We start from the raw sequence: 12,870 nt of genomic DNA on the forward strand, positions 1-12,870 counted from the left end.
CTCATTCATAAGTCATGAACAAGAAAATACTGATTATAGGAGCCAACGGATTTACGGGGCGTCACCTGCTGCACGCTTTTGCCCCAAAGACCGACTGGCAGATTACCGGCTGCTCGTTGCATCCCGACATTTGTCCGCCTGCATGCGGATACCGTTTCATCCAAACGGACATTACCCATGAAGAAGAGGTAGAGAAACTGATGGAAGAAGTACAACCGGACGTCGTGGTCCATACGGCGGCCATGTCGGCCACAGATTATGCGGAAACGCATCACGCCGAAGCTCAGGCCGTGAACGTAGAGGCAGTGAGATGGCTGGCGCAAAGCTGTGAGAAACATCATTGCCGGCTTATCCACCTTTCCACGGACTTCGTGTTTGGCGGAGATACCAGCCGGTTGTATACCGAAGCAGATACTCCCTCTCCCGTCAATTATTACGGACGCACGAAATGGGAAAGCGAGAAGGTGGTGGCTTCTCTTTGCCGGGACTATGCCATTGCACGTATCGTGGTGGTGTATGGCGCTCCTTATCCGGGACAGCACGGCAACATCGTATCACTGGTCATCAACCGCCTGCAAAACCACCAGGAGATACGGGTAGCAGACGACCAGTGGCGCACGCCGACATACGTGGGGGATGTGGTGCAAGGCGTTGAGAAACTTATCGAACAACCGGTCTGCGGCATTTATCACATCTGTGGCGGAGAATGCATGACTGTGGCCGACATGGCATTACGCACAGCCGACACATTGGGGCTGGACCGTTCGCTTATCCTTCCGGTACACACGGCAGCGATGCAGGAAAAGACACCTCGTCCCCGGTTCAGCGGACTGAGTATTGAAAAGGCCCGAAGGGAACTGGGTTACCGTCCGCTTACTTTCGAAGAAGGTGTCAGAAGCATGCTACAGGACGATTCCTCACGAAAGAGATAGAATGGTTTCCGGAAAATACGTACCTTTACGCCAAAATCATTCATCATGGGAAAGAAAGAATACATGCAGGCCAACAAGGACTGGCTGGCCGAAAAGGCAAAGGAAGAGGGAGTAATGCCGCTCCCGAAGGGTATTTATTACAAGGTGCTGGCATCGGGCAAGAACGACGGCAAGCATCCCACACCGCGGAGTATCGTCACCGCGCACTACACGGGATGGACCATCAACGGCAAGAAGTTTGACAGCAGCCGCAGCGGTGCGCCTGTAGCCTTCCGCCTGAGCGACCTGATTGAGGGATGGATTATCGCCATGCAGCAGATGTGTGTGGGCGACAAATGGGAGGTGTACATCCCGTCGGAAATGGGATACGGAAAGTTCTCACAGCCCGGCATCCCCGGCGGCTCCACCCTGATTTTTGAGATTGAATTGTTTGGAATAGCCTGAGTGCAGGCTATTCCGAATTATCTTTATCTTACAATGCAGCTTTCAGAATAGAAAGAATGTCCTGTTCGTCCAGCGGAGCAAACGTGCCCGGTGCGTCCAGTCCCTCATTCACGGCAATGTGGTGTGCCATTTCTTCCAGACGGGAATCGTCAATGCCTACCTCACGCAGGGTCATCGGCATGCCCAGACTCTTGAAAAATTGTGCGGTACGTGCGATGGTCTGCTCGGCAATTTCCGACGGAGCCTGATCGGCTGCCAGTCCGAACACGTTCACACCAAATTTCACGATGCGTTCCTGTGTGCGCTCGTTGAGTACGTGGCGCATCCAGTGCGGTGTGATGATGGCCAGACCTTCTCCGTGCGTAATGTCATAATATCCCGACAGGGCATGTTCGATGCCGTGCATAGGCCAGGGAGAGCCGCCGGTACCGAGGGCCAGCAGGCCGTTGCAGCCAAAGGTGCAGGCATACATGATTTCAGCACGTGCTTCGTAATCGTCCGGTTTCTCTAGTGCAATCGGAGCATATTTCATCAGAGTCTTTACCAATGTTTCACAGAAACCGTCGGCCACGGAATTGGAGGCATGAGTGAAATACTGTTCCATCACATGATTGATGGCATCGGCCACTCCTGCTGCCGTATGCTTGGCATTGACCGTGAAGGTATAGGTCGGGTCAAGGAAAGAGCAGGCCGGGAACAGATGCGGGTCGATATAGGCCACCTTGTCGTTGGTCTCCGTACGGGAGATAACTCCTCCGGCATCGTACTCACTGCCCGTAGCGGCCAGGGTAAGGATGTCCACAATCGGCAGTGCAGCCAGTGTAGGAGCCTTTCCGATAATCAGGTCCCAGGTCTCGCCGTCGTATTTGGCACCTCCGGCAATGGCTTTCGAACAGTCGAGTACCGAACCGCCACCCACAGAAAGAATCACGTCAATCTGCTGTTCCTTGCAGATGCGTACGCCTTCCACTACACTGGTAGAGTATTTGGGGTTCGGCTCGATGCCACCCAGTTCAAAGATTTCAAAGTCTTTCAACAGTTCTTTCACGCGGTCGTACAGGCCGATACGCTTGATGCTTCCGCCACCGTATGTCAACAGGATGCGACGTCCGAACGGGCGCATCACCTCTGGCAGTCCAGCCACTACATCCCGGCCAAAAATCAGACGGGTCGGGGTTTGATAGTCAAAGTTCTTCATTGTTTGTTCCTTTTTGTCATTTTAATTATGGATGTGGCAAAATTACGCAAAAGAAACCATAGACAATGATACAAATTACCGATGTTTCTACCCCAATGCTCGATTTATCTCTTTTTCATAAGTCCCATCATTGTATGTTTACACTATTTTCCGATTCTTCCGGTTCGCCGCTCTCCTCTCCTTCTTCTGTGGAGGAAGTGTAGTAATAGCCCTTATCCTCCCAGGTCACCAGTCTTCCCCCGGGAGCATACCATTGCCAGCGAAGCCGTACATAAACCTTCTCCTTTGTGGTCTCGCCCACCACGTTCTCCAGATTGAAAGAAGCAGTCGCCGTGCCTATCTCCGTCCGGACGGTATCGGCAAAAGCATTGTGTCTCAAAGTCAGGTAAAGGGTATCGGACGTACTTTTCACATCATCATAGACCATGTTTATCAGATGTGAAGTACCGGATGACGGATTATACTCCAGCCCAAGACGCACGTTGAGATACCCTCCGCCAAACCAGGCTGCCTTGACTTCTACCGGGTCGTTTCCCAGTTCTTCGTCGTCCGAGACAGAAGCACGTACCATCTCTTTCGTCAGCAACTGGTAATACTTGTTGATTCTGACACGGTAAGTATGCTCATCTTCCCGTTCCAGCACGCTGCAATTGACAAACACCCGCTCCCCGTCCGTCAGGTCGTGCCCCACGGAAGACTCGTCGGGAACCAGCACATTTCCCTTGTCGGTCATGATGTTTCCATCACTGGCTTCTCCCATGCTGACCGCATACGATACATGAGGAGAATAGACATACACTTTTTTCTCATCGTCCGAGCAGGAGAACAAGGCAAACGATAAACATGCCAGAAGTGTCATGCCGGACTTCCACATTTTTTTTTGATCCTTACAGTCCATAATCATTCCGGTTAAATTATACAAATGAAGTTCCTTAAAATTTTCCGTTTATTCCTCCCTCGCAAACACTATTTACACTGCCGGCTGCAATTCGCCCGATGCGGTCATGCGGTGTAGCTCCTTTCTTCCTTCGGCGGTACAAACGCCCGCCAGATAGGTCAGCACGGCATTGCTATACGTAAGGGCACGCTTCGGTTCCTCATAAGGGGCAAAAAGTGCATAAAGCAAGGTGTTTTCAAAAAACATGAAAGCCAGCTCAAAATTGCTTTCCGGCTGTATCAGTTTTTTCTGCTGGGCTTCACGGAACAGGCTGGCACACTTCTCATGCAGAGGTTCACGGTATTCCCGGCTGAAAAGTGCCAGGGCTTCCGGGTATTTCACAATCTCCCGGCAAAAATCGGCCGACAAGATTCCCGAAAGGGCATACGTCTGATAGTTCAGATAGACAATGGCCTCCAGACAATTCAGCGTGCGGCATTTCTCTTCTATCTGCTTTCTGCTTTTTTCTATCTGAAAAGACACACAGGCTTCCAGCAGTTCACTCTTGCTCAAGAATACCTGATAAAGCGTCCGTTTGGAAATGTGCAGCGCTTCGGATATGCTGTTCATGGAAGTGGCCTTTATTCCGTTCTTGTGGAAGCAGCCTGAGGCTGTCCGGATAATCTTTCTTCTCAACACTCGTGGGTCCATAATTTCTTGTTTTCGTTTGGACAAATATCACGGGATTTTGCAGAAACTCGTTTGTTCCATACCGTTTTTCTTTTGTCACCTTCACGGCCCGGACAAGCGTTTAAACTTTTTTTGAATACGCCTTCCGGTTTGTTCACATTCCTTGAATCTGCCACACGCTGTAGGTATTCCCGAGAATAAGTATTACATTTGCCTGAAAATAAAATTGACCGATGATGAAAGAAGAAGTGATAGAACTGGATACAGTGGATAAATACAACAAATTCTTCAAAGTGGAGACGTATCATCCCATGGTTACCGTGGTAGACCTTTCAAAGATTACTCAGCCTGCACAGCCATTTACCATAAATTATGGCATCTATGCCTTGTTTCTGAAAGATACGCTCTGCGGAGACATTACCTACGGCCGACAGCCTTACGACTACCAGGAAGGAACCATTGTCTGTTTTGCACCGGGACAAGTGGCTTCCATCCACGCACAGGAAGGAACGCGTCCCACCGGATACGGACTGCTCTTCCATCCGGATTTTATTCGCGGTACCCAACTGGGACACGACATCCGGAATTATTCTTTCTTCTCTTACGAAGCCCGCGAAGCCTTGCACCTCTCGGAAGAAGAACGGCACACGGTAATAGACTGCCTGCATAAAATCGATACGGAGCTGAGACGTCCTGCCGACAAGCACAGCCGGCGGCTGATTACGGCCAACATCGGACTGCTGCTGGATTACTGCATGCGTTTCTATGAGCGGCAGTTCACCACACGCGAAGCCTCCAACAAGGACATCATCGTACGCTTTGAGCAGCTGTTGGATGAGTACTTCGACGGACAGACACCTCAGGAAGAAGGATTGCCTACGGTGAAATATTTTGCTGAACGGGTATTCCTCTCGCCTAACTATTTCGGCGACATGATCAGTAAGCAGACGGGTAAGACGGCTTCCGAATACATCCAGTCAAAGGTAGTGGAAAGAGCCAAGGACATGCTGCTTTCTACCACCAAGCCCATGAGTGAGATTGCCTACAGTCTGGGCTTCCAGTATCCGCAGCACATGAGCCGCATGTTCAAGCGGGTGGTAGGTCACAGCCCCAATGAATACAGAACGCTGCAAAGGGGCTGAACCGTCTTTTTACTTGTTCTTCTGATTATCTTCCGCATACTTGGAAGGAGACACGCCGAACATGTCCGTGAAATGCTTGCGGAACGTGGGCAGGTCATTGAAGCCCACGCGCTCGGCTACCTCCGTGACCGGGAGACTGGTTTCCATCAGCAGGAATGCGGCCTGCGTCATGCGGATGTGGCGAATCAGTTCCACAGCCGACAGGTCGGTGTGCTGCTTCAGTTTGCGGTAGAGCGTAGCCTGACTCATGTGGAGTTCTCCGGCCAGCACCTTGACATTGAACTCCGGATTGCTGGCATGGCCCTCGATGCACGACAGCACCTGTTGCATGAACTCACTTTCGGTGCCTTCAGGCTTCTCTGCCGATACGGAAGAAGCATGTAGCAGCGTACGGGTGTAAATCTGCTTCAGGCGACGGCGCATGTCGAGCAGATGGGCCACCTTGGCCAGCAGCACCTCCGGATTGAACGGTTTACGCACATAGTCGTCAGCTCCACGATAAGAAGCTTCCACACTGTCCTTATCTTCTGCTTTGGCCGTAAGCAGCAGAATGGGAATGTGAGCCGTTTCCTTCCGCTTGCGCAGCTCGGCACAGCAGGTAAAGCCATCCATCACCGGCATCATCACATCCGACAGTACCAGGTCGGGCACCTGTTCCACGGCCACCTTCACTCCCTCTTCTCCGTTCTCCGCTTCCAGTACCCGATAGTGTTTCTTCATCAGGTCGCGCAGGTAACGGCGCATGTCGGTATTGTCTTCTATGATAAGCACCGTCTGACGGGCGGCGGTACGTTCTTCCTCCGTTTTCTGTGAGGTCTCTTCCGCTTCCGGCAACAGCATCAGGTCTGAGATACTTTCTCTTCCCTTTTCTTTATCATCCGTGTCCGGAGTTTCATCCCACGTGCAGTCGTCTTCTTCGAAATGCGATTTTCCTTCGGGCAGGTACACAGCGAACGATGTTCCTTTTCCCGGTTCACTCTCCACGTTCACTCGTCCGTGATGCATTTCCACGATGTGCTTCACGATTTTCAGTCCCACTCCCATGCGGGTAGAAACTGCCGGATCTGCATCACCGGTTACGAAAGGCTCAAAAATGTGTTGCAACAATCTGGCATCTATTCCCTTTCCGGTGTCCGTCACCGAAATGCAGCAGAAAGGTTTCTGGTCGAACTCCTTCCGTTCTACCGAAAGGCTGATTTTTCCTCCTTCGGGTGTGTATTTAAAGGCATTCGAAATCAGGTTCTGGATGACTGATGAAAGTTTCTCCCGGTCGGCCCATATTGTGACATGTTCCGCCCCCTGCACCCATGCATACGTTATCCGGCGTTCGGCTGCCAGCGGCTGAAAACCTTCTGCCACATCCCTCATCAAGGATAGCACGTCTACCGCAGACAGACGCAACTTCACCATGCCCGCTTCTGCTTTCTGGATATACAGCAAACGGTCGGTAAGGGTATGCAGTCCTTCGGCATACTTGAACATGACGGACAGACGACTATAAAACGGATGTGCGGGTGTAATTTTGGAGAGCAATTCACGCAGCGGAGACAAGATAAGGGTAAGCGGAGTGCGCAGTTCATGGGCTGCCATCGTGAAGAAAGCCTCACGCTCCTTGCGAAGTTCCACTTCCTTGTTACGTTCCATATTGACCGTAAACAGTTCGTGTTCTAGACGCAGTTCGTATTGTATCCGCTTTTGCTTCAACCGCACACGATGCAGGTAAATCAGCACGATACTAATCAGGCCAGCCGCCACAAGCAGACGGAACCAGAGGGTTTCGCTCCAGTGAGGAGCAATCACCACTTTCAGGCTACTGACATCCCCTTCACTCTGGTCCTGGAAAATGGTCTTCACCTGAAAGGTATAGGTACCGGCCGGCAGACGGTCGTACGAAATTTTTTCTCCTTCATCGGCCATAATCCAATCCTCCTGATAAGGATACAGGCGGAAAAGGTATTTCTGGAGTTTGGTCAGATAGAGCAGATTGGTAAACAACAGAGAGAAACTGCGGTTTTCATGCGTCAGGTGCAGTTCGGAGGTATAAAGGAGCGACTGAGGCAACACCACCTGCCCGTTGACCTTCTGCCCGATTTGCACGGGGGTGTGGTTCACTTCCAGGTCGGTAAAAATCACCCGTCCCTTTTCCTTCGGATAATTAAAGCGAAGGTCGGAAGGACGAAAATAGGTCAGCATGCTGTGGTTTCCCCAGAAAAGGAAGTCCTTGCCGAAAAAGACAGAGCGGTTGCTTCCCGAAATATAATAGTTATAGAATGACTGCAAGTGACGGCTCAGACGGGAAATGCCGGAGTTGGAACCTACCCAAAGAGAGTAGTCGTTGTCTTCGGCCAGCGTGGTCACAAAATTGCTGCACAAACCCTGGGCGGTGGTATAGCGGGTCAGGATGCTGTCTCCTTCCGGCGAACAGGCCACCAGACCGCTTCCGGCGTATCCCGCCCACAGTTTCTTGTCTGTCCCATACAGCAAGGCACGGACTTCGATTTCCGTATCCGGCATACCGGCTCTGGCTTCGTATCCGGCATGTGTCCGCAGCACCTTGGTTCCACTCATCCACAGCCGAAGCAAACCTCTTCCGGTTCCCAGCCATAAAGTCTGATTATCACCGGCTGCCAACGCACGTATATGGATATGATCCGGAATTTGCGGATTATTCCAGCTGACGCGCGTTGAAGTTCCCTGCTGAAAGTCCACCCAGTATAACCCGTCGCTGGTACCCGCCCAGCACTGTTCGTCCGAAACCATAAGCAGGCTCCATACCACCGGAGAAGGCTGTCCAGGAGTGCCAATCCGCATGTCATCCCATTTCCGGTCTTTTCCGTAACGAAGCACCCGTCCGTCCTGCGTGCCGAACCAGAAACCTCCATTCTTGTCCGACGAACTACAAAGCACGGTTTTCAGGCCGGGAATACCGGTATCAAATGATTCAAACGACAGCGAATGCGATACGTCAAAAGGCTGCGTGCTCCGCAACACGCCCTTATGAAACGTAGCCAGCCAGACGTAACCTTCTTCATCCATCTGGATGCCACAGATCTCATTGGAACGTGTCTGTGCATACTGGTGATAAAACAGCTGGCGCAGGTCGGAAAACAGCACCCCTCCTCCTTCGGTGCCAATCCACAGCAATCCTTCCTCGTCGTAATAGCCCGAAATCATGCGTGTTTCGAAATATTGTTTCCCGTTATGAAGGAAAGACTGAAAATCGCGCAACTTGATTTCCCGTTCCGGCGTAAGGCTCAACAAAGTATATCCGTTCCAGGTCACGGCCAGGTACCGGGAATTTCCTATCGGGAGCAAACGAAAGACATCGTTATGCGACAGCTGCTCCCCCATTCTTTCTGAAATATACTGCCAGTGATGCAACTTTCCGTTTGTCAGATCATAACCATACAACCCGTCACCCACAGTAGAAATCCAGATAAACGAATCATCGTTCAGTACAGAGGAAACCCACTTACTAGACGACAACTGCCCGTCACAAACTTTCTTCAACTGCTTTTGCCCGGGGGTAAAACGATAGACCGTTCCATTCCGGCTTGCACAATATAACGCTTTACCATCTTCTGCCATACACAGTACCACAAACGGATCGCTTTGTAAATTGTTCACCACATGACGCACAGAAACAAACGCTGTGTCCTGCACATAGGAGGACGGAAAAGTCACCTCCGACAATTCGCTGGAAGATACGCCCCAGCAGCTGCCCCCAGAACCGGCTACAAAGTCGGCAAACATCACTGGCTGTTTGCTCACCGAATCGCATACGGGAAGAAAGCGTTCGTATTTCTTGTCGAACAAAAACAAGTTCTGTTCCGAACGAAGAAGCAGGTAATCCGTATCCAGCGATACCACCCTGTCAATTCTCCGGTAAAAAATTCCCGGCATCCGGAACACTTTGAAGGTACGTCCGTCGTAACGGTTCAGTCCGCTTCCGGTTCCGAACCACATGAATCCTTCCGTATCCTTTGCCACGGAATGAATGTCGTTGTCCGACAATCCATCGTTCATGTTCAGTACCTGAAAATCCTTCTCGGAAAGTGTCTGTGCACCCGCCGGAAGAAGCGAGAAAATACAAAGGAAAGATACAATGAGCAGGCAGTATATATTTTTCATTTCTCAGATTAAGCTATATAATGGTTACGCAAAGAAACAAAAATCTTGTCTAAAAAGTCAGAATACCGGTAAAAAAACAGTTTTTACCCCCATAAAAACGCAGATAAGAAGAATACCGACTGTTAATGCAACGTTTACCCGCTGCCCTTACACCATTTATTTCGGAGATTTGCGACAGGAAACCTGCCAACTTGTTTAACCATCTATATATAAACTTTAATCTTAAAACCATGAGTCACATGAAAACACAATTCATCTCTCTGCTCATAGCCTTGCTGGCAGGACTATTACCACTGCAAGCGCAACAGGTGAGCATCTCCGGAATTGTTACAGACAAAAAACTGAACGAGCCTATCATCGGAGCTTCAGTAGTAGTTAAAGGTACAAGCAACGGTTGTATCACCGACCTGGACGGAAACTTCCAGCTGAACAACGTTGCCTCAGGAAGTACATTAGTAGTTTCCTACATCGGTTATCAAACCCAGGAAATCCCCGTACAAAAAGGAAAGACTTCTTATCAGGTAACTTTGTCGGAAGATACTCAGACACTCGATGAAGTGGTAGTAGTAGGTTTCGGTACACAGAAGAAAGTGAACCTGACCGGGGCCGTGGCTTCGGTAGACAACAAGAAACTGGAATCTCGTCCGGTAACGTCTGTAGGTCAGGCTTTGCAGGGTGTCGTTCCGGGCTTGAATGTAAGCATACCTGATGCCGGTGGTAAACTGGATGCCAATCCTTCTTTCAACATCCGCGGTACAGGTAACTTGGGAACAGGTTCCAGCGCTTCTCCTCTCGTGCTGATTGACGGTGTAGCAGGCGACCTGAACCAGTTGAACCCGCAGGACATCGACAACATCTCGGTATTGATGGATGCGGCTTCTGCTGCCATCTACGGTTCTCGTGCTCCGTTCGGTGTAATCCTGGTTACGACCAAGAAAGGAAAGCAGGGTAAGACAAGCATCTCGTACTCTAACAACCTGCGCTGGTCTCGTCCGACCAACATCCCCGACATGCTCGACGCTTACACTTTTGCACAGTACTTCAACCGTGCCATCGACAACACAGGTTCCGGTGAAGCACACTTCTTCTCGGACATCACAATGGATCGTATCCAGCAGTACATGCGCGGTGAGATTACTACCACTGCCGATCCGTCTCTTTCACAGAACGGAAACTGCTTTGCTTTCAACCAGAACTCCAATGACAACCAGAACTGGCCACGTAACTTCATCGACAAGACCGCTTTCGGACAAGAGCATAACGTAAGCTTGTCGGGTGGTAATGAAAAAATACAATACTACGTGTCAGGTGCATTCCTGAGCCAGGACGGACAGATGAACTACGCAAACGACAACAAGAAACGTTACAATGCCAGTGCCCGCATCAGTGCAGAAATCACCAAATGGATGCGTCTGGAATTCAACAGCCGTTTCATTCGTGAAGACATCGGTATGCCGACCTTCCTGAAACTGTACGGTGACCGTTTCTTTGCTGAAACAACCAAGCTGCACCCCAACATGCCGCTTTACGACAACAACGGTCACTATACCCGTAACCCGAAACTGATGCAGCTGACTTCAGGCGGACGTTCCAATACGCAAGATGATACCTACTTCACACAGGGTAGCCTGATTCTGACCCCGATGAAGGGACTGACCATTCACGGTGACCTGGCTCTGCGTACAGGCAGCTTCGAACACCTTTATAATGTAGCCAGAGTATATCTCTATGACAAAGACAACAATCCTATTCCAGAACAGTGGCTGGGTGGTGATGCCGACCTGGCAGCCGGTAAGACATGGGCTTACAGCGAACAGCAGCGTGAAACAATGATTACCACTTCACTTTATGCCGACTATAGTCTCAATTTCCTCGAAAAACATAATTTGAAGGTAATGCTCGGTATGAACAGCGAAAGCTACCGTTACAACAACGTATGGGCAAAACGTTCAGATGTAATGAACGACAACAATCCGGATGTCAATACGTCTACGGGTACACAGAGCAACGGTGCTTACCGCGGTGAATGGTCTTCTTTAGGTTATTTCGGCCGCTTGAACTACGACTTTGACGGACGTTATCTGTTTGAGTTCAACATCCGCCGTGACGGTTCTTCCCGTTTCCAGGCAGATAGCCGCTGGGCTACATTCCCGTCTGTATCTATCGGTTGGAACGTTGCACGCGAGTCCTTCTGGGAACCGCTGAGCAAATGGGTCAACACATTGAAACCCCGTTTCTCTTACGGTAGCCTCGGTAACCAGAACACAGATTCTTACTATCCTACTTATGCTATTCAGAATGTAACAGTAGGTAGTCCTGACGCAGGCGGGCGCTGGTTGCTGGATGCCGCAAACAAATCAAACATTGCAGGTGCACCGGGACTGGTAAGCTCCTTGCTGACCTGGGAACGTGTATACAGCTATAACTACGGTGTAGACTTTGGTGCTTTCAACAACCGTCTGAGCGGTTACTTCAACTACTTTATCCGTGACACGAAAGACATGGTAGGACCGGCACAGGAAATCTCTCCGATTGTAGGTGCAGAAGCTCCTAAACGCAACAATACTTCTTTGCGGACCAAAGGATGGGAATTCCAGCTCAACTGGCAGGACCGCATCGGTGAACTAAACTACAACATAGCATTCAACCTTTCTGATTCACGTACCAAGATTACAGAATACCCTAATGCCAGCAAATCACTTTCCACTTATTACACCGGACAGTATTTAGGAGAAATCTGGGGATATGAATCTGTAGGTATGGCCAAGACTGACGAAGAAATGGCAGCACATTTGGAAAAGGTAGACCAGAACACCATTCCGGGTGTCACACTGGCTGCTTCAGGATGGAAAGCCGGTGACATGATGTATGCCGACCTCGACGGTGACGGAAAAATCACCAACGGTGAGAATACAGTAGACAACCCGGGCGACCGCAAAGTGATTGGTAACGACACACCGCGCTTCCGTTTCGGTTTGAACATCGGTGCTGAATGGAAAGGTTTCGACCTGAGCATCTTCTTCCAGGGTGTAGCTAAGCGTGATTATTTATTGAGTGGTATGGTATTCTGGGGTGTAGACGGCGACGCATGGTCTTCTACCGGATACAAAGAACACTGGGATTTCTTCCGTCCGGAAGGCGACCCGTTGGGTGCAAATGTCAATGCCTACTATCCGCGTCCTCTGTGGAAATCTAACCAGAACCGTCAGAGCCAGTCACAGTTCGTACAGAATGCAGCCTATATCCGTCTGAAGAACCTGCAAATCGGTTATACCTTGCCGAAAGCCTGGGTTCACAAAATCGGACTGGAACGCGTCAGAGTATTCTTCTCAGGCGACAACTTATGGACAGGTACTTCCATCAACAAGAACTTCGACCCGGAAGCATTGTATCAGAACGGTATGACTTATCCGCTGAGCCGTACACTCTCTTGTGGCGTAAACGTAACCTTATAAC

8 protein-coding genes are annotated in these 12,870 nt (G+C 50.3%); 4 read left to right on the forward strand and 4 right to left on the reverse strand.

Going from position 1 to position 12,870, the window contains the following annotated elements:
- Positions 1 to 14: 14 nt before the first annotated feature.
- Complete coding sequence (locus tag BACPLE_RS02855; protein WP_007558757.1) at positions 15 to 932, forward strand: SDR family oxidoreductase; 918 nt, start codon at positions 15 to 17, stop codon at positions 930 to 932.
- 45 nt (positions 933 to 977) lie between these two features.
- Positions 978 to 1,376, forward strand: a complete 399-nt coding sequence (locus tag BACPLE_RS02860) for an FKBP-type peptidyl-prolyl cis-trans isomerase (protein ID WP_007558759.1) — start codon at positions 978 to 980, stop codon at positions 1,374 to 1,376.
- Between the two features lie 28 nt (positions 1,377 to 1,404).
- Here BACPLE_RS02860 and BACPLE_RS02865 read toward each other — a convergent pair whose 3' ends face one another.
- The 3 genes from BACPLE_RS02865 to BACPLE_RS02875 form a co-directional block, all read right to left on the reverse strand.
- Entirely contained in the window at positions 1,405 to 2,574 is a 1,170-nt protein-coding gene (locus BACPLE_RS02865) for an iron-containing alcohol dehydrogenase (RefSeq protein ID WP_007558761.1), read from the reverse strand.
- Positions 2,575 to 2,701: 127 nt separating this feature from the next.
- Positions 2,702 to 3,448 (reverse strand): NigD1/NigD2 family lipoprotein, encoded by a 747-nt coding sequence (locus BACPLE_RS02870; RefSeq protein WP_167535713.1) that lies wholly within the window; start codon positions 3,446 to 3,448, stop codon positions 2,702 to 2,704.
- A gap of 96 nt (positions 3,449 to 3,544) precedes the next feature.
- Positions 3,545 to 4,162 carry a TetR/AcrR family transcriptional regulator gene (locus tag BACPLE_RS02875; protein ID WP_007558765.1) on the reverse strand — a complete coding sequence of 206 codons (618 nt, stop codon included), beginning with the start codon at positions 4,160 to 4,162 and terminating at the stop codon, positions 3,545 to 3,547.
- 212 nt (positions 4,163 to 4,374) lie between these two features.
- On the opposite strand from BACPLE_RS02875, the gene BACPLE_RS02880 reads away from it, so the two are divergent.
- The gene (locus BACPLE_RS02880) at positions 4,375 to 5,283 is read left to right on the forward strand and encodes a helix-turn-helix domain-containing protein (protein WP_007558769.1); all 909 of its coding nucleotides are present in this window, start codon (positions 4,375 to 4,377) and stop codon (positions 5,281 to 5,283) included.
- A gap of 9 nt (positions 5,284 to 5,292) precedes the next feature.
- Here BACPLE_RS02880 and BACPLE_RS02885 read toward each other — a convergent pair whose 3' ends face one another.
- A complete protein-coding gene (locus BACPLE_RS02885) occupies positions 5,293 to 9,414 on the reverse strand; it encodes a hybrid sensor histidine kinase/response regulator transcription factor (protein WP_007558770.1) in 4,122 nt (1,373 codons plus the stop codon).
- 239 nt (positions 9,415 to 9,653) lie between these two features.
- Here BACPLE_RS02885 and BACPLE_RS02890 point away from each other — a divergent pair, with 239 nt between their 5' ends.
- A complete protein-coding gene (locus BACPLE_RS02890; protein ID WP_040312347.1) occupies positions 9,654 to 12,869 on the forward strand; it encodes a SusC/RagA family TonB-linked outer membrane protein in 3,216 nt (1,071 codons plus the stop codon).
- The last annotated feature ends 1 nt before the right edge of the window (position 12,870 follow it).

The sequence above is a fragment of the Phocaeicola plebeius DSM 17135 genome, assembly GCF_000187895.1.
Taxonomy (GTDB): Bacteria; Bacteroidota; Bacteroidia; order Bacteroidales; family Bacteroidaceae; genus Phocaeicola; species Phocaeicola plebeius.

Coding starts and splice junctions, on each gene's coding strand:
- BACPLE_RS02885 (WP_007558770.1), bottom strand. CDS start 9,414: ATGAAAAATATATACTGCCTGCTCATTGTATCTTTCCTTTGTATTTTC.
- BACPLE_RS02860 (WP_007558759.1), top strand. CDS start 978: ATGGGAAAGAAAGAATACATGCAGGCCAACAAGGACTGGCTGGCCGAA.
- BACPLE_RS02890 (WP_040312347.1), top strand. CDS start 9,654: ATGAAAACACAATTCATCTCTCTGCTCATAGCCTTGCTGGCAGGACTA.
- BACPLE_RS02870 (WP_167535713.1), bottom strand. CDS start 3,448: ATGTGGAAGTCCGGCATGACACTTCTGGCATGTTTATCGTTTGCCTTG.
- BACPLE_RS02855 (WP_007558757.1), top strand. CDS start 15: ATGAACAAGAAAATACTGATTATAGGAGCCAACGGATTTACGGGGCGT.
- BACPLE_RS02875 (WP_007558765.1), bottom strand. CDS start 4,162: ATGGACCCACGAGTGTTGAGAAGAAAGATTATCCGGACAGCCTCAGGC.
- BACPLE_RS02880 (WP_007558769.1), top strand. CDS start 4,375: ATGATGAAAGAAGAAGTGATAGAACTGGATACAGTGGATAAATACAAC.
- BACPLE_RS02865 (WP_007558761.1), bottom strand. CDS start 2,574: ATGAAGAACTTTGACTATCAAACCCCGACCCGTCTGATTTTTGGCCGG.